The sequence below is a fragment of the Nitrospiria bacterium genome (genome assembly GCA_035498035.1).
Lineage (GTDB): Bacteria > Nitrospirota > Nitrospiria > JACQBZ01 > JACQBZ01 > JACQBZ01.
Genome location: DATKAN010000035.1, coordinates 33584 through 60381, shown reverse-complemented (window position 1 = coordinate 60381; position 26798 = coordinate 33584). Strand labels below are relative to the sequence as shown.

The 26798-nt window shown below is 54.9% G+C and carries 26 protein-coding genes; 5 read left to right on the top strand and 21 right to left on the bottom strand.

All coding sequences use genetic code 11. From position 1 onward, the window contains the following. Positions 1 to 2291, top strand: a 2291-nt coding sequence (gene mgtA / locus VMN77_07515; GenBank protein HTN43629.1) for a magnesium-translocating P-type ATPase, incomplete at its 5' end; no start/stop codon positions are given. A gap of 10 nt (positions 2292 to 2301) precedes the next feature. On the opposite strand, the gene VMN77_07510 is transcribed toward mgtA, so the two are convergent. From VMN77_07510 to VMN77_07500, 3 genes are all read right to left on the bottom strand, one after another. Beyond that, positions 2302 to 2919, bottom strand: coding sequence for a PH domain-containing protein (locus VMN77_07510; protein ID HTN43628.1), 618 nt, complete (start codon positions 2917 to 2919; stop codon positions 2302 to 2304). Between the two features lie 126 nt (positions 2920 to 3045). Then, positions 3046 to 3414 carry a VOC family protein gene (locus VMN77_07505; protein ID HTN43627.1) on the bottom strand — a complete coding sequence of 123 codons (369 nt, stop codon included), beginning with the start codon at positions 3412 to 3414 and terminating at the stop codon, positions 3046 to 3048. 89 nt (positions 3415 to 3503) lie between these two features. Further along, complete coding sequence (locus VMN77_07500) at positions 3504 to 3899, bottom strand: hypothetical protein (protein HTN43626.1); 396 nt, start codon at positions 3897 to 3899, stop codon at positions 3504 to 3506. 253 nt (positions 3900 to 4152) lie between these two features. On the opposite strand from VMN77_07500, the gene VMN77_07495 reads away from it, so the two are divergent. Next, positions 4153 to 4614: a glycine zipper 2TM domain-containing protein gene (locus VMN77_07495; protein ID HTN43625.1), complete on the top strand. Its 462-nt coding sequence runs from the start codon at positions 4153 to 4155 to the stop codon at positions 4612 to 4614. A 731-nt stretch (positions 4615 to 5345) separates the two neighbouring features. Here VMN77_07495 and VMN77_07490 read toward each other — a convergent pair. The 18 genes from VMN77_07490 to rpmH form a co-directional block, all read right to left on the bottom strand. Beyond that, positions 5346 to 5762, bottom strand: coding sequence for a hypothetical protein (locus VMN77_07490; protein HTN43624.1), 417 nt, complete (start codon positions 5760 to 5762; stop codon positions 5346 to 5348). Positions 5763 to 5773: 11 nt separating this feature from the next. Next, positions 5774 to 6361 carry a nitroreductase family protein gene (locus tag VMN77_07485; GenBank protein ID HTN43623.1) on the bottom strand — a complete coding sequence of 196 codons (588 nt, stop codon included), beginning with the start codon at positions 6359 to 6361 and terminating at the stop codon, positions 5774 to 5776. A 168-nt stretch (positions 6362 to 6529) separates the two neighbouring features. Continuing rightward, a complete protein-coding gene (locus VMN77_07480) occupies positions 6530 to 6949 on the bottom strand; it encodes a F0F1 ATP synthase subunit epsilon (protein ID HTN43622.1) in 420 nt (139 codons plus the stop codon). Further along, positions 6950 to 8398, bottom strand: a complete 1449-nt coding sequence (gene atpD, locus VMN77_07475; protein ID HTN43621.1) for a F0F1 ATP synthase subunit beta — start codon at positions 8396 to 8398, stop codon at positions 6950 to 6952. 101 nt (positions 8399 to 8499) lie between these two features. Beyond that, positions 8500 to 9375 (bottom strand): ATP synthase F1 subunit gamma, encoded by an 876-nt coding sequence (atpG, locus tag VMN77_07470; protein ID HTN43620.1) that lies wholly within the window; start codon positions 9373 to 9375, stop codon positions 8500 to 8502. An 18-nt stretch (positions 9376 to 9393) separates the two neighbouring features. Then, positions 9394 to 10914, bottom strand: a complete 1521-nt coding sequence (atpA, locus tag VMN77_07465; GenBank protein HTN43619.1) for a F0F1 ATP synthase subunit alpha — start codon at positions 10912 to 10914, stop codon at positions 9394 to 9396. 17 nt (positions 10915 to 10931) lie between these two features. After that, a complete protein-coding gene (gene atpH, locus VMN77_07460) occupies positions 10932 to 11468 on the bottom strand; it encodes an ATP synthase F1 subunit delta (protein ID HTN43618.1) in 537 nt (178 codons plus the stop codon). 47 nt (positions 11469 to 11515) lie between these two features. Then, positions 11516 to 12682 (bottom strand): tRNA 2-thiouridine(34) synthase MnmA, encoded by a 1167-nt coding sequence (gene mnmA / locus VMN77_07455; protein ID HTN43617.1) that lies wholly within the window; start codon positions 12680 to 12682, stop codon positions 11516 to 11518. A gap of 24 nt (positions 12683 to 12706) precedes the next feature. Continuing rightward, on the bottom strand, positions 12707 to 13147 hold the full coding sequence (locus tag VMN77_07450; protein ID HTN43616.1) for a polymer-forming cytoskeletal protein: 441 nt from the start codon (positions 13145 to 13147) through the stop codon (positions 12707 to 12709). Between the two features lie 52 nt (positions 13148 to 13199). Beyond that, a complete protein-coding gene (locus VMN77_07445; GenBank protein ID HTN43615.1) occupies positions 13200 to 14051 on the bottom strand; it encodes a ParB/RepB/Spo0J family partition protein in 852 nt (283 codons plus the stop codon). Continuing rightward, positions 14029 to 14805: an AAA family ATPase gene (locus VMN77_07440; protein HTN43614.1), complete on the bottom strand. Its 777-nt coding sequence runs from the start codon at positions 14803 to 14805 to the stop codon at positions 14029 to 14031. The genes VMN77_07445 and VMN77_07440 overlap by 23 nt, the downstream gene beginning before the upstream one ends. 178 nt (positions 14806 to 14983) lie before the next feature. Beyond that, positions 14984 to 15634, bottom strand: a complete 651-nt coding sequence (gene rsmG, locus VMN77_07435; protein HTN43613.1) for a 16S rRNA (guanine(527)-N(7))-methyltransferase RsmG — start codon at positions 15632 to 15634, stop codon at positions 14984 to 14986. Then, on the bottom strand, positions 15612 to 17543 hold the full coding sequence (mnmG, locus tag VMN77_07430; protein ID HTN43612.1) for a tRNA uridine-5-carboxymethylaminomethyl(34) synthesis enzyme MnmG: 1932 nt from the start codon (positions 17541 to 17543) through the stop codon (positions 15612 to 15614). Before mnmG ends, rsmG begins: the two co-directional genes overlap by 23 nt. Before the next feature lie 56 nt (positions 17544 to 17599). Continuing rightward, positions 17600 to 18979 (bottom strand): tRNA uridine-5-carboxymethylaminomethyl(34) synthesis GTPase MnmE, encoded by a 1380-nt coding sequence (gene mnmE / locus VMN77_07425; GenBank protein HTN43611.1) that lies wholly within the window; start codon positions 18977 to 18979, stop codon positions 17600 to 17602. A gap of 19 nt (positions 18980 to 18998) precedes the next feature. Then, on the bottom strand, positions 18999 to 20669 hold the full coding sequence (gene yidC, locus VMN77_07420; protein ID HTN43610.1) for a membrane protein insertase YidC: 1671 nt from the start codon (positions 20667 to 20669) through the stop codon (positions 18999 to 19001). A gap of 8 nt (positions 20670 to 20677) precedes the next feature. Beyond that, complete coding sequence (yidD, locus tag VMN77_07415) at positions 20678 to 20887, bottom strand: membrane protein insertion efficiency factor YidD (protein ID HTN43609.1); 210 nt, start codon at positions 20885 to 20887, stop codon at positions 20678 to 20680. Then, on the bottom strand, positions 20884 to 21228 hold the full coding sequence (gene rnpA / locus VMN77_07410) for a ribonuclease P protein component (protein ID HTN43608.1): 345 nt from the start codon (positions 21226 to 21228) through the stop codon (positions 20884 to 20886). The genes yidD and rnpA overlap by 4 nt, the downstream gene beginning before the upstream one ends. 8 nt (positions 21229 to 21236) lie before the next feature. Beyond that, on the bottom strand, positions 21237 to 21374 hold the full coding sequence (rpmH, locus tag VMN77_07405; protein HTN43607.1) for a 50S ribosomal protein L34: 138 nt from the start codon (positions 21372 to 21374) through the stop codon (positions 21237 to 21239). A gap of 395 nt (positions 21375 to 21769) precedes the next feature. Here rpmH and dnaA point away from each other — a divergent pair, with 395 nt between their 5' ends. The 3 genes from dnaA (at position 21770) to gyrB (ending at position 26788) form a co-directional block, all read left to right on the top strand. Then, positions 21770 to 23104 carry a chromosomal replication initiator protein DnaA gene (dnaA, locus tag VMN77_07400; GenBank protein HTN43606.1) on the top strand — a complete coding sequence of 445 codons (1335 nt, stop codon included), beginning with the start codon at positions 21770 to 21772 and terminating at the stop codon, positions 23102 to 23104. Positions 23105 to 23134: 30 nt separating this feature from the next. Further along, complete coding sequence (gene dnaN, locus VMN77_07395) at positions 23135 to 24259, top strand: DNA polymerase III subunit beta (GenBank protein ID HTN43605.1); 1125 nt, start codon at positions 23135 to 23137, stop codon at positions 24257 to 24259. A 90-nt stretch (positions 24260 to 24349) separates the two neighbouring features. Beyond that, entirely contained in the window at positions 24350 to 26788 is a 2439-nt protein-coding gene (gene gyrB, locus VMN77_07390) for a DNA topoisomerase (ATP-hydrolyzing) subunit B (GenBank protein HTN43604.1), read from the top strand. Positions 26789 to 26798 lie beyond the last annotated feature (10 nt).

Here is a 26798-nt window from a genome sequence, read left to right as displayed (position 1 = left end):
TCCGCGATGCCGTGGATGCCGTCATTATCCTCACGATTGTCGCCCTCAGCGGCCTGCTCGGGTTCTGGCAGGAGCGTGGCGCGGCCGGCGCCGTCGAGAAGCTGCTGGCGATCATCCGAATCAAGGCCGAAGTCCTTCGGGACGGATGCACAATCGAAATTCCGGTTGAAGAGATCGTTCCGGGGGAGATTGTTCTGCTGAATGCCGGAGACAGCGTCCCCGGCGACTGCCGGATTTTAAGCTCCAAGGACCTTTTCATCGATGAAGCGGCCCTGACCGGCGAAACCTATCCCGTCGAAAAAACGGCCGGGGATTTCCCGTCGGAAACACCGCTGGCCCAGCGAACTAACACTCTTTGGATGGGAACTCATGTGATCAGCGGCACCGCAAAGGCCGTGGTGGTCCGCACGGGCGCGGAAACCGAATTTGGCCAGGTGGCCGAACGGCTGAAACTCCGGCCGCCAGAGACCGAATTCGAACGGGGCGTCCGCCGATTCGGATACCTCCTCATGGAAGTGACCCTGGTGCTGGTGATCGCGATCTTCGCGATCAATGTCTATCTGGAAAGGCCGGTATTGGACTCCTTCCTCTTTTCGTTGGCCCTCGCCGTCGGCCTCACCCCTCAGCTCCTGCCCGCGATCATCAGCATCAACCTGGCCCACGGTGCGAAAAAAATGGCCCGCAAGAAGGTGATCGTCAAACGCCTCGCCTCAATCGAAAACTTCGGGAGCATGAATGTACTTTGTGCCGATAAGACCGGCACACTGACCGAGGGCGTGGTTCGGCTGCATTCCACTCTGGATACGGACGGACAACCCAGCGAGAGGGTTCTGCTCTATGCCTATCTCAATGCATTTTACGAAACGGGTTTCACAAACCCCCTGGATGAAGCGATTCGAAGCCACCGCCCGTTCGATTTATCCGGCTATCGGAAACTGGATGAGGTGCCGTACGACTTTATCCGTAAGCGATTGAGCATCCTGATCTTAAAAGATGACACGTCCCTCATGATCACGAAAGGCGCGCTTCCCAATATCCTCGCGGTCTGCTCCTCCGTCGAGGTTTCCGGAGGGGCGGTCGCCGAACTCGCTGCGCTCCAGGATCAAATCCGGGAACGTTTTGACGCGCTCAGCCGTGAGGGCTATCGAGCGCTTGGGATCGCTTACCGGGCGGGCGGTTCGATGTCGGTCATCACCAAAGACCACGAAGCCGGCATGACTTTTCTGGGGTTCCTTGTTTTCTTCGATCCTCCCAAACCCGGGATCATCGAGACGATACGCCGACTGAAGCGCCTGGGCATTTCACTGAAGATCATCACCGGAGACAACCGGCTGGTTTCGGCCAACCTGGGCCGGCAGGTGGGACTGCCCGAGCTTCAGATCCTGTCCGGCTCCGATCTTCATGCGATCAGCGATGACGCGTTGCTGGCGCGCGCGGGCGATATCGATATCTTCGCCGAGGTCGAGCCCAATCAGAAGGAGCGAATCATCCGCGCTCTGCAGAAGGCCGGGAATGGGGTGGGCTACCTGGGGGACGGGATCAATGACGCCTCGGCGCTTCACGCCGCCGATGTCGGCATTTCGGTTGACCGCGCGGTGGATGTCGCAAAGGACGCGGCCGATATCGTACTGCTCGCCAAGGACCTGAAGGTCCTGGTGGACGGCGTGAAGGAGGGAAGGGTGACCTTCGCCAACACGCTGAAGTACGTCTTTATGGCGACGAGCGCCAATTTTGGAAACATGTTCAGCATGGCCGGTGCCTCCCTTTTTCTGTCCTTCCTTCCCCTGCTACCCAAGCAGATCCTTCTGACCAATTTACTGACGGATCTCCCGGAAATGGCCATCGCAACCGACCATGTTGATCCCGAGATGGTCATGAAGCCTCGTCGCTGGAATATCCGCTTTATCCGAAACTTTATGATCACATTCGGACTGGTCAGTTCGGTCTTCGACTATCTCACCTTCGGCCTGCTTCTGTTCGTCCTTCATTCGACACCGGTTCAGTTCCGGACCGGATGGTTCATGGAATCCGTTATTTCGGCCTCGCTGATCGTGCTGGTGGTCCGCACCCGGAAACCCTTCTTCCAAAGCATGCCCGGGCCTCATTTGCTGATCGCCACGCTCCTCGTTGTCGGGGCGACGCTGGTTTTCCCTTTCACCCCGATCGGCACGCTCTTTGGATTCGGTCCGCTGCCAACCATGTTTTTCCTGCTTATGGGAATGATTGTGGTCATTTATATTCTGGCGGCGGAGGTGATGAAGAGGTTCTTTTACAGAAGGGCAAAATTCTGACCAAGTTTTTCTACTGCTTCGGACTATATTTTGTTTGGTACCCAGGATTGACTTCCGGCCTCAAGGCGTTGGGGTAGTTCCAGTCCGTTTTGATGTTGACCGAAACCTCTTTGATTTTTTTGAAAACCTCGTACGGATTCGAGATGGCAATGAAGCTGTCGTAGATCCGGCCGCCTTTGTCGTTGACGCGACCCGAAAAGGCCCTCACGGTTCCCACGCCAAACAGGTTTTCGATCGGGTTCACGTTTACCTCGATGTCGGATACTTTGTCATAATCGATCGCGTTGAAATCGGTTCCCCAAACACCGCTTCGCATCATCAACCGCTTGTTGGTATAAGCATAAAAGGTGTTTCCCCGGACGAGAAAAAGGTGCGCCATGTACAAGACACTTCCGTAGAATGGAAACAAATGCAGGGCGAAGAACGGAATCGCAAACCCCGGCATATGGCCTGGCATGTTGCGTATGATGCCGAAATAATCAAAGGCGCCCCAAAGCATTCCAACGATCAGAATGGGTATGCCGGTGGCGACGAACGGAATCAAAGCCGGCTTCCCCACCCAGTAGATCTGCTCATCTTTATCTTTTACGGCGTCAAACTTGGAAGGTACGGTCGTGCTGGGCCACATGCTTGGGAGCCCCCCTTTCAACGGGCCGGAATTCCTATCGCTAAATATACCACCCAACCCGGACTCTGACAAGGAAGTCCAGGAGATGAGGTCGGTTCTCGCGAAGGGGCGACGAGGAGGGGGTGATTACCGAACCTTCCTTTGATGAATCATCAGGGAATTCCCGTCCGGGTCGGAGATCACCGCCATGTAACAAACGGGAGTCTCGGTTGGCTCTGACACGAATGGGCAGTCGTTTTCCCGGAGACGGCCCACCATGCCGCCGAAGTCGTCCAGCTCAAGCGCCGCGCAACCGCCCCCCGGCGAGGGCATAAACTGCGAGACGCCCCAGCCGATGGCGAGCGTCCCCGGGCCGATATCGTACTCGATCATGCCTTGATCTTCATCCCCGAAGAACCGAGATTGCGTGAGGCCCAAAATCCCTTCGTAGAAAGCCGTTGCGCTTTCCAAGTCGGTCACAGGATAGACGACAAATGCGATCTCGGTGACTTTCATCTTTGATCTCCGTCATCAAAATCCGGAATGGATATGCTTTTAATCCAATGACCCTCGGCATCGATGTGCCATGGCGATGAATAATTTTCTCAGTCCGCTCCCGTTTTTTCGCGATGCATCAGCCCGTATACGAGGCCGCCCAGTCCCCCGAGCAAGAATCCCAGCGGACCCGTGATGAAAATCCCGAGCAGCGGGCCTTGGTTCGCCTCCGGAGCAAAAATGATCGGCCCGAAGAAGCCCGCTGAAAAACCAATCCCGCCCACCACGACGCCCCCATAAAAAATGGACGAAACCACGCCGTGGGGTGCCTTTCCGGTTTTGACCCAGACATACCGCCCCGCGACGATGGCGCAAAGCGACGACACGACCGGGACAACCCACCGCTGTTCCCCCAGAGGGATGAACGAAAACGGCATCCAAATGACGAAGAGGCTCGTGGCGGGAACCACGAACAACACAGCCAGGATGCGAATCGCGGTCTTCATATTGGGCGTCCCTTCTTTCGGCTCATCATCTTCAATCCATGCCCGTTCCCCGCCCTCGGCACCGGCAGGGGGTTATGTCGAACTTTATAGACAAAGGATAAAAAAGTAAAGGCCGACAAAAAAAATGGCGCCCCAAAACTATTTTCTTGTTGAATAACCGGAATGGCGAGGGCTAACATAAAACTACGCAATAATCATGCTATGGGATGAACCCAAGGCAAAATGGTTATCCCATAGGGAATCGGAGGTCTATATGTCTATGCTTGAGGCTGCAAAAATTCCGATCGTTAAAATCGCGGCCATAGCCGTCATTATCTTCTGTATCGTAGCCGTCGGCTCGATGACGGGCCTGATTCACAGCGCGCTCCCGCTCGGCAAGAAATGTGTAGACTGCGGCGTGGTGGAATCGGTCAAGGCCGTCCAGGTTTCCGGCCAGGGAACCGGACTGGGCGCGGTTGCCGGAGGCGTGGTCGGCGCAGTAGTTGGAAGCAGGATCGGCGCGGGTCAGGGCCGGACGCTCGCCGAGGTTGCTGGCGCGGCCGGCGGGGCGCTTGCGGGCCACCAGATCGAGAAGAACGTGAAGAAGACCCTTCGCTACCGGATCACCGTCCAGATGAACAACGGCGCGATTCGCACCGTCACGCAGTCGACCGATAACGGCCTCAATGCGGGCGATCGTGTAAAGATCGTCAACGGCACCGTGGTCAAAGCCTGACGACGACCCGTTCCGGTTTGGGTTGCCGAAGCTGGGAAAGCGCTGAATGGCACTCGGCGACAGCGCGGGTTATGCGCTGTGGCTCTTTTTTCTTACTGGCAATCGGGCTCCGAAATTCGCACCGCATCTTGAACAGCAATCCCTAACTTCCGCAGCGGACCTGAGCAGATACTCCACGTGTGGGCTTGCCATATTCCGCGTGTAACGACCTCGACCGTGAATAAGGCGGTTTCTGGCATCGAATGCGTCCGTGACTGCCTTCCAATCAGAAACTATTTGCGGAATAGACCGGGCTTGCGGCAAGTGCCGAAGCCCGTCACGCCAAAAATCTTTGTAACGTTCAAGACCATAAACCTTTTCAAGATCGAGCCGAATTTCCCTGTTTGTTCGGTTACTCAATAGGATACACAACAGGAGGAGGGCGCGATGAACCGTCCATTCGAAATGAGCTGCGGAAACGAGGAGGGCTATCGACGGTTCCTTGTCGAGCCAACACCTAATTTTCGCCTTACGAAATTTCGGTGGTTCGAGCGCCAGGAACACTCCAAGCCTCCACAGCAGCGGGGACAAGAGTTCGGCTGTTACGCTTGTATGCTATACGCCTTCGGCGCCGGCGCGGGTAAGCAATATCATAATTCAAGTCCTCGCTCCGGGACTTTCTTCGGCCAATCCATTTTTTCAGGCAATTCTTTAATATGTTGATAAATTATACTGTCTTCAGAAACGTCAATTTATGAGAGGAAAAGTAGGGTTGAAGTAAAACCAAAGCTCAGAACACGTGGTAGAATTGCCGGAGTCGTCAAAGATGCAATATGCCATATAACCATTGGGTCTCTACTGCTCAATGCTGCATTCCTCACCTTTGTTTTTAACAAATCAAGAAGTATTTTTTTCCCCGCATCGTAAAGAGCGTCAGGATTGTCAGTCACAATATACGAATCCGTTTTTATCTTTTCCAAAACAATCCAGTCCAATGAAAAAGCAATAAGCCCGTTAACACAGCTTTTTTTAATTTGCTTTTTTGCTTCGGAAAATCTAGCGTCGAGCTTTAGTTCACCCCTGATCCGTTTAGCTGCAACCGAATATGCGGAACCTTTATATACAAATTTAAAATATAGATACAGAACGAATATTATGCTCCATTTCATGCGCTCACGGGTTATTTCCAGACGAGAATCTCCGGCTCCTTTCGGGAGGTGGGCGGCGTTTCCCCGGTCGGATGGCCGACGATGACCGGGGCGACGGCCGTGAAATCGGCCGGGATCCCGATCTCTTTTTTTACCCCGCCGTCGTTCAGGGCCGGAAGCGCCGAACCGATGACGCAGCTTCCGAGTTTAATCGCGGCGGCAGCGAGCATCAGGTTCTCGGCGGCCAGCCAGCAATCGGCCGCGATGAACGGGCCGGTCGTAGTGGCGCCAATGACGATGAGGGTGCTGGCATTGTAAAATATGTTGAAGTCCGGCCGCCGAAAAATCTCGAGCGCATGGCCGCCCCGGTCGAGATGGGCGCGGTGCACCTCCTCCGCGAAGAGGGGCTTGGCCCGATCCGAGATGCGCTTCAGGGCATTGGTGTCCTGGACGATCACAAAGGCCCAGGGCTCCTCATGCACCGCTGTGGGCGCGCACACCGCGGCCGCGAGCAGCGTGCGGACGGTCGCCCGGTCAAGGTTCCGGGGCGAATAGTCGCGCACGGACCGGCGGTGACGGATCACCTCCATGACACTCATGACGGTAATGGATCGGGCCATGATATCCTCCCTTCATCGATAAATCGTTTCAGTCTGGGGTCTGTGATCGAATGCAAGAGGAGCGCGTGAGCATAAAATGGACCTCCGGAACCCAGGTCGAGAATTGGCGGTAACTTAGTCGAGAATATACCGGAAATGGGAGAGCGGGTCAAGAAACGGGAGGGACTGTTACTTCGCCCGGCCAGCGCGTTCGGCGATCTTCCGACGTAGGCGGGCCTTTTCCAGGCTGATCTGGGCTTCTTTGAGCTCGGAGGGGAGGCCGCCCACCTGGAGACGCTGCTCGGCCCGCTCGACGGCGGCTTGCGCCCGTTCGACGTCGATGTCCTCCGCCTTTTCGGCGATCTCGGCCAGGATCGTGACCTTTGTAGGCGTCACCTCGGCAAAACCCCACAACACCGACATGTAGTGGGTCTGATCGCCCACTCGGTAGCGCAATTCGCCGATCTTCAGCATCGACAGAAAATGGGCGTGCCCGGGGAGTACGCCGAATTCGCCCTCGCTGCCGGGGGCGATCACTTCGTCCACTTCCCGGCTGAGAAGGAGGTGATCGGGCGTTGCGACTTCAAGAAGGAGTTTTTTCGTCGGCAATTATTTCTTCCCTCCCAGTCTCTCGGCCTTGGCGACGACTTCCTCAATTGTGCCCACCATATAAAACGCCTGTTCGGGAAGATCGTCGTACTTCCCTTCGACAAGCTCCTTGAAGCCCCGGACGGTGTCTTTGAGCTTAACATACCGTCCCGGGGTCCCGGTGAACACTTCCGCCACGTGGAAGGGCTGGGAGAGAAACCGCTGGATCTTCCGGGCTCTCGACACCGTCAGTTTGTCGTCCTCGGAGAGTTCGTCCATCCCCAGGATCGCGATGATATCCTGAAGGTCTTTGTAGCGCTGGAGGATCGACTGGACCGATCGCGCGACCCCGTAGTGCTCTTCCCCGATGACTTGGGGGTCCAAAATCCGGGAGGTCGAGTCGAGCGGGTCCACGGCGGGATAAATCCCGAGCTCCGCCTGCTGGCGTGAAAGCACGGTGGTCGCGTCCAGGTGCCCGAAAGCCGTGGCCGGCGCCGGGTCGGTCAGATCATCCGCGGGAACATAAATGGCCTGGACCGACGTGACGGATCCTTTCTTCGTGGAGGTGATGCGCTCCTGGAGCGCACCCATCTCGGTGCCCAATGTCGGCTGATAACCCACGGCGGAGGGCATGCGGCCCAGCAAGGCGGACACCTCCGAACCGGCCTGGGTAAATCGGAAAATATTATCGATGAACAGAAGCACGTCCTGGTTTTCTTCGTCCCGAAAGTACTCGGCGATCGTCAGGCCCGTGAGTCCGACGCGGAGCCGGGCGCCAGGCGGTTCGTTCATCTGTCCAAAAACCAGCGCGGCTTTAGACTTGGTGTAATCGCCGGGATCGATGACCTTCGACTCCTGCATCTCGTGCCAGAGGTCATTGCCCTCGCGCGTGCGCTCCCCCACGCCGGCAAAAACGGAAAAGCCACCATGGTGGAGTGCGATGTTGTTGATCAGCTCCAGGATGATGACGGTCTTTCCGACGCCCGCACCGCCGAACAGTCCGACCTTTCCGCCCTTGCTGTAGGGCTCCAGGAGATCCAGGACCTTGATTCCGGTCTCGAGGACTTCGGTCTTCGTCTCTTGTTCCTCCAACGCGGGAGCCGGCCGGTGGATGGGATAGGTCTTCTTCGCCATGATGGGTCCCTTTTCGTCCACGGGTTCGCCGAGCACGTTCAGCAACCGGCCGAGCGTTTCCCGCCCGACCGGAACCGAAATCGGAGCGCCTGTATCCTTGACCGGCATGCCTCGAACCAGGCCATCCGTCGAAGACATCGCCACGCCCCGGACGCGGTTTTCCCCGAGGTGTTGCGCGACCTCGAGTGTCAGCCGAATCTTGGGCGTCCCCGCCTTCCGATCCTCTTCTTGTTCAATACGAAGGGCATTCAGAAGGTTGGGGAGCTTCCCCGGAGGGAACTCCACATCAACCACCGGCCCGATGACTTGAATCACTGTGCCCATCTCTGTGTTCATACGGCTCCCTCTCTCGCTTATTCTGAAGTCCGAGTTTGGCGGTCCGCCGCGCGACGGGTCAGGGCTTCCTTCGCCTGGCATTCAGAACGCCCCGCTCGACACTATCCTTTCAGCGCCTCGGCGCCTCCCACTATATCCATCAACTCTTTGGTAATCGCAGCTTGCCGTGTTTTATTGTAATAGAGTGTCAGCTTCTTGATGAGTTCGCCGGCATTCCGGGTCGCCCCATCCATGGCCGACATCCGGGCGGCCTGCTCGGCGGCGGATGACTCCAAGAGGATCCGGAACGCCTGGGCATGCAGATGCTTCATCAACAAGTTGTCCAGGAGTTCACCTTCATCGGGTTCGTAGAGGTAGCTGCCGCCCAACCCACCCCCGGCGGCTCCGTCGTTCTCAAGAGATTCGAAAGGAAAGATTTGCTCCACAATGACCCGCTGTTGCATGGCCGACTTGAACTCGTTATAGATGATGTGCGCTTCGTCGAACATCCCGTTTGTATACTGCTCGCTGGCGGCCTGTGCGATCTCGATCCCATGCTCATAGCTAAGCCTCTCAAAGATATCGATGTACGGCTCATGGATTTTCCAATGGCGCCGACGAAAAAAATCCCGACCCTTGCGCCCCACTAAACCGATTTCCACCTTCACGCCACGCGCCTCACACTCGCGAATGAACTCCAGGGCTCGGCGTACAATATTGGCGTTGAAGGCTCCGCAAAGGCCCCGGTCGCTCGTTACAACGACGATCCGAACCATTTTGGTCGGGCGCTTTTGGAGTAGCGGATGCAGGTCGCGATTGACTCGACGGCTCAGACCGGCTACAACCCCGCGCATCTTCAGTCCGTAGGGCCGAAACGCCAAGATGCGGGTCTGCGACCGTTTGAGCTTGGCCGAGGCCACCATTTTCATGGCCTTGGTAATCTTCTGGGTATTTTTGACGCTGCCGATCTTGCGCCGAAGGCTCTGAAGACTGGGCATGGACGAACAAAAGAGGCCCTAGGGTTGAGCCCCGTATCCCCCTTTTTGTTTAAACGTCGTAATGATCTGCTTGAGCTGGGCGGTAAGGGCCTCGTCGATTTTGGGTTTCGCCCCCAACTCTTTCTTCATCTCGGGATGATGCTGCGCCACGTAATACAGCAGATCTTCTTCGAACTGGCTGACCTTGTTCACCGGCACGTCATCCAAAAAACCCGATACGCCCGCAAAAATAGAGAGCACTTGATCGGCCACCGCCATCGGCTTGTATTGGCCTTGCTTGAGCAGTTCCACCATGCGGACTCCACGGTTCAATTGCGCCTGTGTGGTCTTGTCGAGCTCACTGCCAAACTGGGCGAAGGCCGCCATCTCGCGATACTGCGCCAGGTCCAGACGCAGCGTACCGGCGACCTGTTTCATCGTCTTGATCTGGGCGGCTCCGCCGACACGCGACACCGACAAGCCGACGTTGATCGCAGGCCGGATGCCGGAGTAGAAGAGATCGCTTCCGAGATAAATCTGCCCGTCCGTAATTGAAATCACGTTGGTCGGGATATAGGCCGACACGTCGCCCGCCTGCGTTTCGATGATCGGAAGGGCCGTCAGGGAGCCGCCGCCCAACGCATCGCTAAGCTTGGCCGCGCGTTCCAGCAGCCGGGAGTGAAGATAGAACACATCGCCCGGGTAGGCTTCCCGGCCCGGGGGCCGCCGGAGCAACAACGAGAGCTGGCGGTAGGCCACGGCATGCTTGGAGAGGTCGTCATAGACGATCAGGGCATGCTTGCCGTTGTCCCGGAAATATTCTCCCATGGCGACGCCCGAGAACGGGGCCAGGTACTGCATGGGCGCGGCGTCGCTCGCCGTCGCCGCCACCACCAGGCTGTATTCCATCGCCCGGTGTTCTTCCAGAGTCTTGACCACCCGTGCGACGGTGGACCGCTTCTGGCCGATGGCCACGTAAATGCAGAAAACGTTCTGGCCCTTTTGATTGATTATCGTGTCCACGGCAATGGCGGTCTTCCCCGTCTGGCGGTCACCGATAATCAATTCGCGCTGGCCCCGGCCGATCGGGATCATGGCGTCGATCGCTTTGAGCCCGGTCTGCAGCGGTTCCCGCACCGACTGGCGGGTGACCACGCCCGGGGCCGACACTTCAACGCGGCGGGTCGCCGTGGCCTTGACGGGCCCTTTGCCGTCCACCGGATTTCCGATCGCATCCACGACGCGCCCGACCAAGTCTTCGCCCACCGGAACCTCCGCAATGCGGCCGGTCCGTTTGACCATATCCCCTTCTTTGATTCCGACATCCGACCCCATCAGGACCGCGCCGACATTGTCCTCTTCCAGGTTCAGGACAATCCCGTAAACCGACCCGGGAAACTCCAGAAGCTCTCCGGCCATCGCATTTTCCAGTCCGTAGATCTTCGCGATGTTATCGCCGACCTGGAGAACCGTTCCGACTTCCTGGATGTCGACGCCTTTCTCAAATTCCTTGATTTGTTTTTTGATGATCTCGCTGATTTCTTCCGCACGCATCTGCATTGTTTATGCCCCCGACCTTACTTTACCAATTCCCGGCGAAGTCTCTGAAGTTGTCCCTTCACGCTCCCATCATAAATCCGGCTTCCGGCGTAGACCACCATTCCTCCGATCAGGGCGGGATCCTCATCAACGACGAGGTCCACATCGCGCCGGGTCAAGGTTTCCAAATGTCGCTTCAATTCCGACCGCTGGTCTTTTGACAAGGGCCGGGCCACCCGCACCTGGACGTGTTCCACCCCTTGCGCTTCGTCCACGAGGATCCCAAATGCTTTTGTAATATCGGGCAACTGCGAGAGCCGGTTTTTCTTGACGAGGAGCTCCATGAAGCGCTTCAGAAGCGGCGGACTCCCGATTCGATCCGCCAGCGATGCCAAGACTCGCTTTTTCTCTTCCTGGTGATAGCGAGGGTTCTGGCAGAGATCCCGCAGCTCGTTCTGCGTGCGGATCATCTGCTCGACCTGTTCGAGCCGCTCGCGAATCGGCACCAGCTGTTTTTCCTGCTGGGCCAATTCGAAAAGCGCTTTCGCATATCGTCGTGCCGTTCCGATGTTCATGGTGTTATACCGAACCCCTCGCCTAATGTCTAAACAAAAACGTTAACCTAACATAGGGCCGCCGTGTTGTCAAGACGCAGATTTCCGGTCTTAGAGGGGGGAGGAAGCACCGATGGTCCGCTTCGCGACGTGCTCCGGATGATGCCACCGCCCAACAATTCATCGCCCCGGTAGAAGACCGCCGATTGCCCGGGAGTCACGGCACGCTGAGGGGTCCGGAGCCGAATGCGGAGGATTTCTTCCCCCAGAGGCTCAATCCGGCCCGGGGCGCAGGCGTTACGGTATCGTATTTTCACATCGACATCCAGCCCCTGTCGAAGCGGCCGCTCCACAAAAAGGTTCAGGTTGCCCGCGAACAGTTCGTCGCAATACAAATCGGATGCCTCCCCCACAACGATGGTATTCTCATCGGGACGAATGTCGACCACATACAAACGCTCCCGGGCCGAGAGGCCCAATCCCCGCCGCTGTCCGATGGTGTAGAAGGCCACGCCCCGATGCTCCCCGACGACCTTTCCTTGGGTCGTGACGATCGGTCCGGGACGAGCGGCCCGAGGCGTCTGGATGGTCAGAAACTGACGGTAGTCCTGTTGGGTCACAAAGCAGATTTCCTGGCTCTCGTGCATTTCGTCGGGCGGAAGGTCCAGGGATTCCACCCGCCGCCATACCTCGGATTTGTGCAAAGATCCAAGAGGGAAGATAACATGGGGAAGGATTTCCGGCCGAAGCCGGTAAAGAAAGTAACTCTGGTCCTTTCGATCATCGACCGCCCGTTTCAATATGTACCGGCCCGTCCTCTCATTCTTCTCCAGCCGCACATAATGCCCTGTTGCCAAATAATCCGCCCCGAGCCCCCTGGCGATTTCGAACAGTCGGCCGAACTTGATCCGCTCATTGCATCGCACACAGGGATTCGGTGTCCGGCCCCCGAGGTATCCCTCCACAAAGTCGTCGATGACGGCCCGCCGAAATTCCGGCTGGACGTCAATGACATGGTGTTCAATCCCGAGCCGTTGGGCCACATACCGCGCCACCCCCACCTTACAGCAGGACCGGTCCTGCCACCGCTTATCCGCGTTCTCCTCTTCCTTCCAGACCTTGAGGGTCACGCCGATGACCCGGTGACCCTGCTCTTTCAAAATCATCGCGGTGGCGCAACTGTCCACCCCTCCGCTCATGCCGACCACAACCGTCTTGTATTCCGTCCCGGTCATCCAGATTTCCGCTCCGCCTATCCTTCAGCGTGCTTCCTGCACCGCCTGCGCTTCCTTTCCTTGAGCCCGTTCCGCTCCTTGCAATTCCTTTTGCCCGGGCAGCGCCGTCCCGCTCATTTGACAATGGCCGTTAAATCGAACACCTTCTTCTATAATGAGCACCGGCGTTTTGATCGACCCGTCCATGACGGCGGTCGGCAGGAGCTGGATTTTTTCCAAGGCGGTGACGTTGCCGATGATTTTGCCGCCGGTGATGACCGTGCCGGCGCTGATCTCCGCCTGGATGACGGCGTCTTCGCCCACGACCAGCGTCCCCTCCGTGACAATCTCTCCTTCGACGTGGCCGTCGATCCGAATCGTGCCGTTGTAGGTGATCATGCCCTTGAATTCTGTGCCCTTCCCCAAAAAGGCAATGACCTCGTCGCCGGCTCCGTCTCTGCGGTCTTTATCGTCTTTACGCAGCATGTTCATCCTCCTTGTCGGCCCCTCGATGGCTTCAAACCGCCGCCGCTACGAACTACTTTATGATGAGTTCCAGTAACCGGTCCAAATCCGGCGGATTATGATAATGGATCGCGACCTGTCCGCCTTCCTTAGCCCCGGTGATCCGAACCCGCGAACCGAGGTATCGAATCAACCGTTCCTCCGCTTCCGTGAGCGCATTTTGGATTCCGGCCGGCCTGCTTCGACCCCCGCCGGGCGCTCGCTTGGCGGCGGCTTCGGCCGCGCGCACCGAGAGGCCTTTTTGAAGGATCCGCCGGGCCATTCGGAGCTGGGCCTGAAGTCCGGACAGGGATAAGAGGACCTTCGCATGACCTTCGGACAACCGATCCAAGGCAACGGCCTCCTGGATTTCGAGAGGAAGGTTCAATAAACGCAGGGTGTTGGCGACCGAGGAGCGTTCCTTCCCGACCCGCTTGGCCACATCCTCCTGCGTCAAGCCAAACTCGTCGACAAGGCGGTGATAGGCCTTGGCGGTCTCGATCGGATTGAGATCTTGCCGTTGAAGGTTCTCGATGAGCGCCAACTCAACGGAGTCGGTGTCCGACGCCTGCTGGAGCACGGCGGGAATTTTTTCCAGGCCGGCCAGTTTGGCCGCGCGCCACCGCCGCTCGCCGGCGATCAACTCATACCGGCCGTCTTCCGCCGTCCGGACGAGGACGGGTTGCAGGACCCCCCGCTCTTTCACGGAGGCGACCAATTCTTGAAGATCCTGCTCGCGGAAGGTCTTCCGGGGTTGATACCTATTCGGTATTATATTCCGAATATCCAGTTCGAGGAATCGACTGGAGGGTGTCGCGGAGGACCCCTCCGGGAGGGCCCGATCAAACAGGGCGTTCAATCCTCTACCGAGTGCTTTTTTCTGCATGGGCCATCACTTCCTTCGCAAGGCTCAGATAGGCCTGCGCACCCGCGGAACCAATGTTGTACAGGACGACCGGCCGACCATGACTGGGGGCTTCCGCCAAGACCACGTTCCGGGGAACGATCACCTCAAAAACCTGCTGTTTGAAATAATTTCTGACTTCCCGGACCACCTGCTGGGACAGATTGGTGCGGCTATCATACATCGTGAATAAAATTCCTTCGACTTCCAATCCCGGATTATAACTGGCCCGAACTCGTTGAACCGTCCGCAACAGTTGCTGTAATCCCTCCATGGCATAATACTCACATTGGACCGGGATCAGTACGGAATGGGCGGCGGTCAGTGCGTTGAGCGTCAGCAGGCCCAGCGAGGGCGGACAATCCAGGAGCAGATAATCATATTGTTCGACGGCGTTCCGAATGGCCTCTTTCAGGAGGGATTCTCGCTGCGGGATCTGAATCAATTCCAGCTCCGCTCCGACCAAATCGACCCGTGCCGGAACCAGATCCAGGCCCGCCAGCTCTGTCTTCAGTACAACATCCTCCAGTGTTTTATGCCCCATTAAAACGTCGTAGAGGCTGGCCGAAAGATTTTCCCGATCGACTTGCAGACCGCTCGTTGTGTTGCCCTGCGGATCAACGTCGATCAGCAATACTTTTTTATCAGCCACGGCAAGGGAAGCCGCCAAATTTATGGCCGTGGTCGTCTTTCCGACCCCACCCTTTTGATTGGCGACCGCTATAATGTTTCCCATATCCGTTATGCAATCCGAAAATTTGACAAATCGTATCACAATAGAAAACAAAACAAAAGGAATTTTTCGCGCCTCGGCTCCACGCTCAACCCGCAATCCACTTTTGTATGAAGCGCGAGGGCCAATTTTTAGGATGTTCCACGTGGAACATCGGGCGAATAAATCCAAACCCGGTTTTTTAAGATATCCGTCTAAAAATCTCCAATCTTCGTTGGATTTTTGAAAACGGGAGCTCGTACCGGATTGTTCGCTCCCACCCCTTCAAATCGCGAACCGGCGCCTGGGATGGCATGCCTCCTTGATACAAAATTAATTTTCCTTCCGGCGCCAGCAAAGGCAAGGCTTTTTCCAGTACAACCTGCGTTTTTGCGAATGCCCTTGTCACAATCAAATCGTAGTGGTTTCCACTTTTTAATAAACTCTCGACGCGCTGATTAAAAATATGAACTTCGGACAGCCTGAGTTTGCCTGTCAGATGATGAAGAAAGGCCGCTTTTTTCTGGGAGGATTCGACGAGAAATAGTCGCAGCTTGGGTGAAGCGATCTTTAATGGAAGTCCTGGAAATCCTGCCCCGGTTCCGATATCAATCAACGACTGGCCAGGGTGCTCCTCGATCGCCTTTAATCCGGCAATAGAATCCAGGAAATGTTTTTCGACGATCTCCTCATCTCCTACGATCGCCGTCAGATTGACGGCACGGTTCCATACTTTCAGTTCCTCAAGATAGGTCAGAAATTGATTGAGCTGGAGATCGTTCAATGGACAATCGAGTGATTCCGCTCCGCCTTTAAGAAGGACTGCAAGCTCAGATTGGCTCGTGCGGGACATCAGCCGGATTCCTTCGATATTCCTTGTCGCCGGTATTTCCATTTCGCCGACAACGCTCCAGAGCGACTAAAATGAGTGAAATGGCCGCAGGGGTTATCCCAGAGATCCGTGAGGCCTGGCCAACAGATATGGGATGGATAGTGTCCAGTTTCTCCCGTACTTCTTTTGAAAGACCGATAACGCCGCCATAATAAAAATTTTCAGGAATTTTAAGATGCTCCATCTTCTTAAAATGATCCACTTCCTTTAATTGTCTTTGAATGTACCCCTCATATTTAATTTCGATCTCCACCCGATTCTTAACTTCCTCCGACAGGGTTCTATCGCTTCTGGAAAGCGAATCGATCATTTCGTAATCCTGCTCCGGACGCCGAAGTAGTTGCTCGAGGGTTTGATCCGACGTTTCGCCAGTGTTCAAAAAACCACGTTCGCGCAGGATTCCCGCTTTGAACCTGGTCGTTTTTAAACGATTGATTTCTCTATTTATACTGTGTTGTTTATCCAAAAAAGATCGATAAACATTGTCAGGGACGAGCCCAAGCTCCTTCCCCTTTTCCATTAATCGGACATCCGCGTTGTCATGGCGAAGCAGTAGGCGATATTCCGCTCTTGAGGTAAACATTCGATACGGTTCCCGTGTGCCTTTCGTAACAAGGTCGTCAATTAAAACACCGATATACGCCTCCGACCGGTCTAGAATTAAAGGGGATTTACCTAAAATTTTTAAGGCTGCATTAATTCCGGCCATGAGCCCTTGTGCGGCTGCTTCTTCATACCCGGATGTTCCATTGATTTGACCTGCATGATAGAGGCCGTCCAGAGCCTTGCTCTCGAGAGTCGGTCTCAATTGGGCCGGAGGAAAGTAGTCATATTCAACCGCATAACCGGGTTTGAGCATCATCGCGTTTTGAAGTCCCGGGATAGTTTTCAAGATTGCCGCCTGAACGTCAACGGGGAGACTCGTGGAAATACCGTTTGGATAAAACTCGTCGCAATGACGGCCTTCGGGTTCGATAAACAATTGATGACGGTCCCGTGCCGAAAATCGGACCACCTTATCCTCAATGGATGGACAGTATCGTGGCCCTGTTCCTTCAATTACGCCACTATACATCGGTGAGCGGTCGATGTTGTCCATGATAATTTTGTGTGTTTCTTTATTTGTATACGTAATATGGCACGGAATCTGATTCGTTACGATTCGTTCTGTTGAATAGGAGAAAGGCGGTGGAGGCTCATCGCCATATTGCGGAACCATCGCGGAAAAATCAATTGTCCGGCGATCCAGACGAGGCGGCGTTCCTGTTTTTAGACGTCCCAACTGGAGTCCTAGTCCAAGCAAGTCCTCAGACAAGCTTTCGGATGCGGCCTCACCCGCCCTGCCGGCAGGAAAGTGGGTCATTCCAATATGAATCAATCCCCTTAGAAATGTCCCGGCAGTAAGCACAACTGCTTTGGCCTTAATTCGTATCCCAGTGTTCATTACAATTCCGGTCACTTTGTGACTTTTCGTAAGGAGCCTGGCTGCGGTTCCCTGACGGATTTCGAGACCCTTGGTCTCTTGCAACGAGGCCATCATTACGTGACGGTAAGCGGCCTTATCGGCCTGGGCACGTACTGCCTGAACAGCCGGCCCTTTTCGGGTATTGAGCATGCGAAACTGAATACCGGCCTTGTCCGTGTTTCTGCCCATTTCTCCACCAAGGGCATCTATCTCTCGAACAAGGTGTCCCTTGGCAATACCCCCTATGGCCGGATTGCACGACATCTGAGCAATTTTATCCGGCTCCATGGTTAGCAGTAGTGTGGATAGGCCCATGCGAGCGGCCGCAAGGGCCGCCTCGCATCCCGCGTGTCCGCCTCCAACGACGATGACATGGTATGACTGTTCAAATTTCCGGATCAGCATGGTGAATGTTCCACGTGGAACACTTCGGTGTGTTTATTACCGTAGCAGACGCGTCTTTATTTTCCGATGCAAAAACCCTTAAATATTTTCTCAAGAAGGTCTTCGGTGGTTGTCTCTCCGGTGATCTCTCCGAGTCGATCAATCGCTGTCCTAATGTCCACGGCAATCAATTCAGGGGGGGCTTCCTCAATCAAGGATCTATGGGCATTTTTCATTGCATGCTGTCCCTGTAATAACAATGAGTTGTGCCGTGCATTAATCATGGCTTCGCGCTCTCCACAAGTCACGATTCCGCTACGCACCTCCTTTACAATTGCCTTCCTTAGATAATCAAGGCCTTCACCTGTGCGCGTTGAAATAAAAACCACGCTATCAATATTGTCCTGCCCCAAAAGATCGACCAGTTGCCGGTTACGACTATTTTCCATTAATAAATCTATCTTCGTACAGACGATGAGTCGTTTCTTCCCCGCCGTGTCTTCGATCAACCGGCTCTCTTCATGGCCAAGTTGTTGACTGATATCCAGAACCAATAGAATCAAATCTGCTCGTTCGATGGCCTGGCGGGTTCGCAAAACCCCCTCCCGCTCCACCAGGTCCTCCGTTTCTCGAAGGCCGGCCGTATCTATGATGCGAATTGGAATTCCGTCCAGATTAAGATACTCCTCAAGGATGTCGCGCGTTGTCCCCGGAACCGGCGTCACGATTGCGCGATTTTGTAAGAGCAACGCGTTGAGCAAACTGGATTTCCCGGCATTCGGTCGTCCAACGATCGCAGTGGCAATTCCCTCTCTTATGGCTTTCCCGCTCGCGGCTGTTTTGATGAGGGCCTCAGTGCGGTTAATGAGCTCAGTAATCCGGACTTTCACTTGGTCTTGGTTCAAGAACCGGATATCTTCTTCGGTAAAATCGATTCCGGCCTCGATCTCGGCCAAGAGTTGAACGGCCGATTCGCGAAGGTGCGCTATCCGACGATTAAGTTCTCCCCCCAGTTGGGCTAGGGCGACCCGATGAGCGGCTTCCGTTTTCGAATGGATCAGATCCATCACGGCCTCGGCTTGTGTTAAATCGATCCGCCCGTTTAGAAAAGCCCATTTCGTAAACTCCCCCGGCTCCGCAAGCCGCGCGCCACGGCCAAGGAAAAGGTCCAAAATCCGGTGAAGGAGCAGCGGCCCGCCGTGACTGTAAACCTCCACGGTATCCAGGCGCGTGTACGTTCTGGGTGCGCGCATGATCGCCAGCATAACCTCGTCCAGCCGTTCCCCGTTGGATGGATTGCGAACCACCCCAAGGTGGATCGTGTGGCTGACAAGATCGTTGGCGGTCAATCCCTTTTTCGTCTCAAAAACCTCGGAGGCCATGGCTATCGCCCGCCCTCCGCTCAGTCGGATAACGCCAATCCCTCCCTCACCCACCGGTGTTGCGATTGCGCAGATGGTGTCTCCGGGAGCGGTTCTAGGACTTTTGTCGACCCGTTGCCGGCGCCTTGTCTGGTTCTTTGTTCCCAGCGTCCTTTTCACGGTGCGTCTCAATATACTTTATTGTGAAATACTGCTGGCCAACGGTCAAGACATTATTCGTGATCATGTAAAGGACCAGCCCCGACGGAAAACTCACAAACAAGAACGTCATCAAGACAGGCATCATCAGAAAAATCTTGGCCTGGGTGGGATCCATCGTTGTGGGTTGCATTTTTTGCTGGATCAGCATGGTGAGACCCATAATGATCGGAAGGACATAATAGGGGTCCTTGTCGGACAAGTCGTGTATCCAGAGAATGAACGGGGCCTGACGAATTTCGATAGTCGTGTAGAGAACGTTGAACAGCGCCACGAAAACCGGAATCTGGAGGATCATCGGCAGACAGCCTCCAACGGGATTTACCTTGTTCTTCTGATACAGCTCCATCATCTCCTTTTGAAGGCGCTGCCGGTCGTCCTTGTACTTCTTCTGAAGAACCTGCAACTGGGGCTGAAGGGCCTGCATGTCTTTCATCGACCGGTAACTCTTGTGCGTTAGGGGAATAAACAAAACGCGGACACCGACGGTCAACAGGATGATCGCCGCCCCGTAATTTCCAGTGAACCCGTGGAGGAACTGCAGGACGTGAAAAATCGGCCTGGCGATCCAACGGACGATCGCCCAGCTTCCGTAAATAAACCAGCCAAAATCAACCGTCTCTTCCAGTCCCACACCGAGGGCTTGCAAGCGCTGGTGTTCCTTCGGCCCCGCGTAGAGGACGAGATGCTTGACGGAGGGTCCGGCCCCCGGGGATTTAAATTCCACCGAGGTATTAACCTCCGTTGGAGAGGTCCGGCTTATCACCGCGGCGCTCGCCTCGGCAGGGATCGCCGCGGCGATAAAGTACTTGTCCTGCAGCGCGGTCCAGGCGATCGCCCCGTCGTGCCGAACCTCCCGTTCGATTTTTGCGGGGTTGTCCTTTATCAGTTCTCCGGCGAGATCCGTGATGGGTCCGATAAATCCGACAAACCCTCTTTTTTGCCCCCAGTCGGTAATCCCAAAGTCCCGGCCGATCGAGAAGAGATAGCGATCGGGTATGCCCTCCGTTTCAATATCCACCGAGACACGGTAGTCGTCGCTTCGGAAGGCGACCCGTTTTGTTACCCGCGCCCCGGTTTCCGGGTCTAGGTAGCGGAATGTTACCGTCCCCGTCTTGTTTTGTTCATCGAGGGTCAGGTCTCCTCCGTCGACGGCGTAGAGCCCGCGGTCCAAGCGGCTGTTCAGTCCGGCATCCGGGCTTTGGATCGAGAAGGCGGGGGTTCCGTCGAGGAGATCCTGATAAAGCCTGATTCGCGTTCGTCTGTCTGGGCCGGTGTACTTTTTTAGTTCAAATAAAACCAGTCTCCCGCCGCGGGAGCTAAAGACGGCATGGTAAAGGGGCGTATTGATTTGCACCGTTCGTTCCTCGGCCGATCCGGTGGCCGCATTAAAGGGCGCCGCAACGGCGAGACCCGAGGGTTTTTGCACCACGGCCTGCCCTTCGGATGGTTTTTCCGCAGGTCCCGGGGGTTGCGGCGGAAAAAGCCCGAGCTTCTCGACGAAATAGGGGTAGGCCATCATAATGGCAAAAGACACAATCAAAAAGAGGACGAACCGCTTTTCCATTTATTCGCTTATTTGACGGGGTCGTATCCGCCGGGGTGAAACGGCTGGCATTTCATCAGACGAACAACTGCGAGCAGAAGGCCCTTCATTACTCCACGCCGCCGTATCGCGTCGATTGCGTAACAGGAGCAGCTCGGGGTGAATCGGCATGCCCTTGGCAAGAACGGGGAAATCGTCCATTGATAGACTTTGATCAGCCCGATGAAGACGGGCCTCACGGGGACCTCTTTTCCAGGCGGGCCCGTTCAATCGCCCGCTGAAAGTCTCCACTCAAAAGAACATAGCGGTTGACAAGCATGGGCCCCTTAGGGAACAGCAAAATATCGCAAGAAGGACAGATCTGGCTTTGAAGTTCAAAAAAAATCCTTCGAGCGATTCGCTTCGCCTTGTTTCGTTTAACCGCCGGTCCAAACCTTTTGCTTACCACCGCGGCGAAACGTGAGCAGGAACGGCGGTTTTCCCGGTACAACAGCCTGAACGCGGTGGTATCGACCGCTATGCCGTTTTGGTAGATATTTCCAAATTGGGATCTTCCCTTTAATCGATTTCTGGGGTTCACCGGATATCCTACACCGTCAGTTGCTTTCTGCCTCTGGATCGCCGTCGGGCCATCACACGGCGGCCCCCTTTTGATTTCATTCGACTCAAAAATCCGTGAACCCGTTTTTTTCTTCTCTTGCTGGGTTGCCGATACGTTATGGACATTGCCCCTCCTCAAAATCCGCCAAAAAAAATCATTATAAGCAGGTTTGTTGGAAGAGTCAATCAAAAACAGAAGGTTAAATATCGCTGTTGGATTCAAAAGAACTATTGGAAATTAAATAAATAGTAGTAACAGTAGGGCCTGTTGAAACTGAGGAATAAAATGGAAACGAGCGGAAAAAAATTAGCCTTCCGTGTGGAATCGCGCGTTAATAAAACTTGCTTTGTTTATCCGATTTTGTTATCTTGGGTTGAAATTTAATCAAAGCACAAGCGTAGCAGTAAAGAGCAATAATTTAAAGATTCAAAAGCAACCACACATCATTTAAGTTATTGATTTTAATGAACTAATTTAATTATCAACAATTGTTGAAAAAGCTGTTAAAAACCAAGCAAATATGAAACCGGAAGAAATCTGGCAACAAGCCAGTGACAAGATCGAGGCACGAGTTAACAAACAGATTCACGATACATGGTTCAAGCCGCTTTCAATTGATTCCGTGGAAGGGAAAGAGGTCACCCTTGTGGCTCCGAACCGCTTTTTTTGCGAGTGGATAAGGGAACACTACTACGAAATGCTATTGGATGAAATAGGGCGCATTACAAAGATAGATGGTTTAAGGATCAACCTCGTAATAAAGAACGGACAGCAGATACAAAGCGAAAACCACTCTTCGGAAAAACCAGGGAGGTCCCGCAAGGGCGTTCAGCTAAACGCGAAATACACATTTGGCAGCTTTGTGGTCGGCTCCTGCAACCAGTTCGCCCATGCCGCCTCGCTGGCCGTTGCCGAATCCCCCGCCAGGGCGTACAATCCGTTGTTTCTTTACGGCGGGGTCGGATTAGGAAAGACCCACCTCTTGAACGCGATAGGAAATTTCACCGTTGAAAAACGCCCTGGTACGAGGATCGCCTACCTTTCTTCCGAACAGTTCACAAACGAGGTTATTAACTCCATCCGCTATGACAAGATGCTGGAGTTCAGAAATAAATACCGCAGCGTTGATATTCTCCTGATGGACGATATCCAGTTTATCGCAGGGAAAGAACGGACACAAGAAGAATTTTTTCACACCTTCAACGCCCTTTACGAGGCGCACAAACAAATCGTCTTATCAAGCGACCGCTTTCCTAAAGAGATCCCGACAATCGAGGAGCGATTGCGGTCCCGTTTTGAATGGGGGCTGATCGCGGACCTTCAAGTCCCCGATCTTGAGACCCGCATAGCCATTCTCAGAAAGAAGGCCGAGACCGAGGGCATTGATCTTCCGGATGCGGTCGCACATCTCCTGGCCGAGAACATACGAGGCAATGTTCGAGAATTGGAAGGGGCCCTGATTCGTGTGGGCGCATTTTCTTCCCTGACAGGGCAAGCCATAACGTTGGATTTGGCCAAGAAGATCCTGCGGGATTCAGTTCAAGTTAAAAAGATCATCACGGCCGAGGAAATTCAGCGGGTGGTCGCAGAACGGTATCATCTCAAGCAGGCCGAAATGAAGTCGAAGAAAAGGACAAAAACGATCGTCCAGCCCCGGCAGTTGACCATGTACCTCTGCCGGGAATTGACACCCCTTTCATTTCCCGAGATCGGACGACATTTCGGAGGCAAGGACCACACAACCGTGATCCACTCCTGCCGTCAGATAGAAAAACGGATGGAAGAGAACGGCGAGTTTAAGCAGTTGGTGGAATCGATATTGAGACAACTGCGAGAGGGGCAAGGGTCTCCCTAAAAATGAATACAAGGGCGCAAGGAGGGCTGTATGAAGCTTAAGATTTCACGCGGGGAGTTGTTGACCGGCTTCCAAAGAGTTCAGGGCGTGGTTGAGAAGCGGAATACCATGCCGATTCTTTCGAATATGTTGTTTGAGGCGAAGAAGGACCAGGTCATTTTGTTCGCAACGGATCTGGAAATTGGGATCCGGGGAACGTACAAGGCCGATGTGTCACAACCCGGAGGAGTAACCGTATCGGCCCGGAAGCTGTACGAGATCGTTCGTGAGCTGCCTGAGGGTGTTGTTACCATCACCTCCAATGATGATCACAACGTAAAAATCGAGGCTGGGAAGAGTGAATTTAAGGTGTTGGGATTACCACCCCAAGAATTTCCGGCCATGCCGACGGTCGAATCGGAGCCGCTCATGCCCATGGACCGGAAAGTCCTTTCTGATTTGATCCGCAAAACCGTTTTCGCCGCCGGCGACAACAATGCCCGGTACATCCTCAACGGGTTATTGGTCACCCATTTTATAAATGACAAGAAACATGCCCTTCGGTTCGTCGGAACGGACGGACATCGCTTGGCGGTGATCGAAAGATCGTTGGACGATGGAAAGGGAAGGAGCCTCCCGCGGGAGCAGACCGCCATTATCCCGAAGAAGGCTGCTCTGGAGATCAAGAAGCTCTTGGAAGAAAATGAAGAGGGCCTTGAACTTGGGGTGAGCAAGAACCAGATGATTTTTAGGCGCGGAGGCCTCCTGCTGCTTGCCCGGCTCATGGAAGGAAGCTATCCCGACTATCAACAGGTGATCCCCAAGGAAAACGAGAAACGGGTTTCGGTCAATAAGTCCGAGCTCGAGGGCGCCCTCCGCCGCGTATCCATTCTTTCCCGGGAAAAAACAAGCGCGATCAAGTTGGCGCTGGAAGCGGATACCGTCACGTTGTCCTCGAGCAATCCGGACATGGGGGAAGCCAAAGAGACGATCGCGGCCAAATTCGGCCGGGAAGGTTTCACGACGGGATTTAACGCCCGATACCTTTTGGATGCCTTGTCGGCGGTCGACGCGGAAGAGGCCGTCTTGGAATTTAAGGATGCGCTGAGTCCTTGCATTATCCGTCAACCGGATGATCCGGATTACTTGTGTGTGGTCATGCCAATGCGGGTTTGAATTTTCGGCGTGGCGCCGGGCGGGCCGGGTATAACCGGATCCGAACGGGGGCGTCGAGTGGATGGCGCGGCCCTGTATTTGAGGAGAACCATGGAGACTAAAACGTCCCCAAAGTACGACGCAGCACAAATCAAGGTGTTGGAAGGACTGGATGCTGTCCGGAAACGTCCGGCCATGTATATCGGCAGCACTGGCGTGGACGGGTTGCATCACCTCGTCTATGAGGTGGTGGATAACAGTGTGGACGAGTCCATGGCCGGATTCTGCGACCGCATCGAGGTGATCCTCCACAGCGATAGCAGTTGCACGGTGATCGACAACGGGCGTGGAATACCCACCGGCATGCACCCCGGGCAAAAGCGTTCGGCGGCCGAAGTGGCCTTGACCGTACTCCACGCCGGTGGAAAATTCGACCGGGACGCCTACAAAGTTTCGGGCGGTCTTCATGGTGTTGGTATCTCGGTCGTAAATGCCCTTTCGGAATGGCTGGGCCTGGAGATCTGGCAGGACGGGCAAGTCTTTCAACAACGATACAATCGCGGCAAGCCCGAAGCGCCACTGAAATCCACCGGTAAGACGAAAAAAAGAGGAACCAAGATCACATTCAAGCCCGACCCTGAAATCTTTGAGGAGAGGGAATTCAGCTTTGACACGCTCTCCCAGCGGCTGCGGGAGTTGGCCTTTCTCAATAAAGGACTCCAGATTTTCCTGGCGGACGAACGGACCGACAAGCGGCAGGAGTTTTCTTATAAAGGGGGTATCATCTCCTTTGTAGAGCACCTCAATGAAAATAAGGACCCTCTCCACAAACCGATTTATGTCACCCGAGAGAAAAGCGGGGTCTTAATGGAGGTGGCCCTCCAGTACAATGATTCCTACTCCGACAACATTTTTTCGTTTGCCAATAACATCAATACACGCGAGGGAGGGACCCATCTCGTGGGTTTCAAGGCCGCGCTGACGCGGACGGTGAACAATTACGCCACGGCCAACAATCTCTTGAAGTCCGACGACGAGGCCCTGACCGGGGATGATGTCCGTGAAGGGCTGACCGCCGTGATCAGCGTCAAGATCCCGGAGCCCCAGTTCGAGGGTCAAACCAAGGCCAAACTGGGAAACAGCGAAGTGAAGGGGATCGTCGAGGCCGCCGTCAATGAAACGCTCGGCGCCTCCTTTGATCAAAACCCAAGCGTGGCTCGAAAAATAGTGGAGAAAGCGATCAATGCCGCGCGAGCCCGCGAGGCGGCGCGGAAAGCGAAGGAGTTGATCCGCCGGAAAAATGCGTTGGATGTCGGTTCCCTTCCCGGAAAACTGGCCGACTGCCAGGAACGCGATCCGGCTCTTTCGGAGCTTTTCATCGTTGAGGGAGATTCGGCAGGTGGGTCGGCCAAGCAGGGGAGGGATCGACGCAATCAGGCGATTCTTCCGCTGAAAGGGAAGATCCTCAATGTCGAGAAGGCCCGTTTCGATAAGATGATCTCGAGCGACGAAATTCGAACCTTGATCACGGCCCTGGGCACGGGGATCGGGCCGGAGGATTTTGACATCCTCCGGGCCCGGTATCACAAGATCATTCTCATGTGCGATGCCGACGTGGACGGGTCGCACATCCGAACGCTGCTTTTGACCTTCTTTTTTAGGCAGATGTCCGAGCTGATCAAGAATGGCTACCTGTACATCGCGCAGCCGCCGCTCTTCAAGGTGAAAAAGGGGAAAGAGGAGCGGTATATCCAGAACGAAAAGGAGTTTGAGGACTATTTCTTCAAACTGGGAATGGATCGGGCCACCCTCCTAACTGAAAAGGGGAAGAAGGGCATTCCCGGAGACCTGCGGCAAAAGCTGTTTACGGATATGGGAAAGTACCGACAGCAGCTCCAGCTGCTTAAAAAGCGTGGAGTCACATCGGAACTCATTCGGGCGCTGCTCGCTATTCGCCCGGACCCGAAGGCGGAGTGGCAGACGCCCACGGCGCTCAAGCAATTTGAGGAGAACTATTTGGATATATTGAAGGAGGCTTTTCCTTCGACGGCGAAAAAAATCCGGGTGCAAAGCGACCTGATCCGCCGAGACGACGGGTTCGTCTTATCCTGCTCGTTAAGTTGGGAGGGACAAGTGATTGAACGGCGGGTGGAGTCCGTTCAGGTGGATGCCGTTCTGGAGGCGGTCGAGTACAAGGGACTTGAAACGATCTACGACCAGATCCAAAGAATCGCGGCCCCGCCCTATCTCATATCAGCCGAGAAAGAAGAACCAAAGACCGTTCAAACCGTGGAAGATGCGGTGGAACAGGTCCTCGCCATCGGTCGGAGTGGTGCAACGATACAGCGATTCAAAGGATTGGGCGAGATGAACCCCGAACAGCTCTGGGAGACGACCATGGATCCCGAAAAACGCGTCCTCCTCCAAGTTAAGCTGGAGGACCTTGTCGCGGCCGAAGAAATGTTTTCGGTCCTGATGGGAGACCAGGTCGAGCCACGGAAGGCGTTTATTGAAAAGCATGCCCTGGAAGTGAAGAACTTGGATATATGAGAGGAATCCC

What these genes read in the sequence shown, in the direction of transcription:
- VMN77_07510 (HTN43628.1), bottom strand. Translation starts at nt 2,919, where the DNA reads ATGTGGCCCAGCACGACCGTACCTTCCAAGTTTGACGCCGTAAAAGAT.
- VMN77_07505 (HTN43627.1), bottom strand. Translation starts at nt 3,414, where the DNA reads ATGAAAGTCACCGAGATCGCATTTGTCGTCTATCCTGTGACCGACTTG.
- VMN77_07500 (HTN43626.1), bottom strand. Translation starts at nt 3,899, where the DNA reads ATGAAGACCGCGATTCGCATCCTGGCTGTGTTGTTCGTGGTTCCCGCC.
- VMN77_07495 (HTN43625.1), top strand. Translation starts at nt 4,153, where the DNA reads ATGTCTATGCTTGAGGCTGCAAAAATTCCGATCGTTAAAATCGCGGCC.
- VMN77_07490 (HTN43624.1), bottom strand. Translation starts at nt 5,762, where the DNA reads ATGAAATGGAGCATAATATTCGTTCTGTATCTATATTTTAAATTTGTA.
- VMN77_07485 (HTN43623.1), bottom strand. Translation starts at nt 6,361, where the DNA reads ATGGCCCGATCCATTACCGTCATGAGTGTCATGGAGGTGATCCGTCAC.
- atpD (HTN43621.1), bottom strand. Translation starts at nt 8,398, where the DNA reads ATGAACACAGAGATGGGCACAGTGATTCAAGTCATCGGGCCGGTGGTT.
- atpG (HTN43620.1), bottom strand. Translation starts at nt 9,375, where the DNA reads ATGCCCAGTCTTCAGAGCCTTCGGCGCAAGATCGGCAGCGTCAAAAAT.
- atpA (HTN43619.1), bottom strand. Translation starts at nt 10,914, where the DNA reads ATGCAGATGCGTGCGGAAGAAATCAGCGAGATCATCAAAAAACAAATC.
- atpH (HTN43618.1), bottom strand. Translation starts at nt 11,468, where the DNA reads ATGAACATCGGAACGGCACGACGATATGCGAAAGCGCTTTTCGAATTG.
- mnmA (HTN43617.1), bottom strand. Translation starts at nt 12,682, where the DNA reads ATGACCGGGACGGAATACAAGACGGTTGTGGTCGGCATGAGCGGAGGG.
- VMN77_07450 (HTN43616.1), bottom strand. Translation starts at nt 13,147, where the DNA reads ATGCTGCGTAAAGACGATAAAGACCGCAGAGACGGAGCCGGCGACGAG.
- VMN77_07445 (HTN43615.1), bottom strand. Translation starts at nt 14,051, where the DNA reads ATGCAGAAAAAAGCACTCGGTAGAGGATTGAACGCCCTGTTTGATCGG.
- VMN77_07440 (HTN43614.1), bottom strand. Translation starts at nt 14,805, where the DNA reads ATGGGAAACATTATAGCGGTCGCCAATCAAAAGGGTGGGGTCGGAAAG.
- rsmG (HTN43613.1), bottom strand. Translation starts at nt 15,634, where the DNA reads ATGTCCCGCACGAGCCAATCTGAGCTTGCAGTCCTTCTTAAAGGCGGA.
- mnmG (HTN43612.1), bottom strand. Translation starts at nt 17,543, where the DNA reads ATGCTGATCCGGAAATTTGAACAGTCATACCATGTCATCGTCGTTGGA.
- yidC (HTN43610.1), bottom strand. Translation starts at nt 20,669, where the DNA reads ATGGAAAAGCGGTTCGTCCTCTTTTTGATTGTGTCTTTTGCCATTATG.
- rpmH (HTN43607.1), bottom strand. Translation starts at nt 21,374, where the DNA reads ATGTCCATAACGTATCGGCAACCCAGCAAGAGAAGAAAAAAACGGGTT.
- dnaA (HTN43606.1), top strand. Translation starts at nt 21,770, where the DNA reads ATGAAACCGGAAGAAATCTGGCAACAAGCCAGTGACAAGATCGAGGCA.
- dnaN (HTN43605.1), top strand. Translation starts at nt 23,135, where the DNA reads ATGAAGCTTAAGATTTCACGCGGGGAGTTGTTGACCGGCTTCCAAAGA.
- gyrB (HTN43604.1), top strand. Translation starts at nt 24,350, where the DNA reads ATGGAGACTAAAACGTCCCCAAAGTACGACGCAGCACAAATCAAGGTG.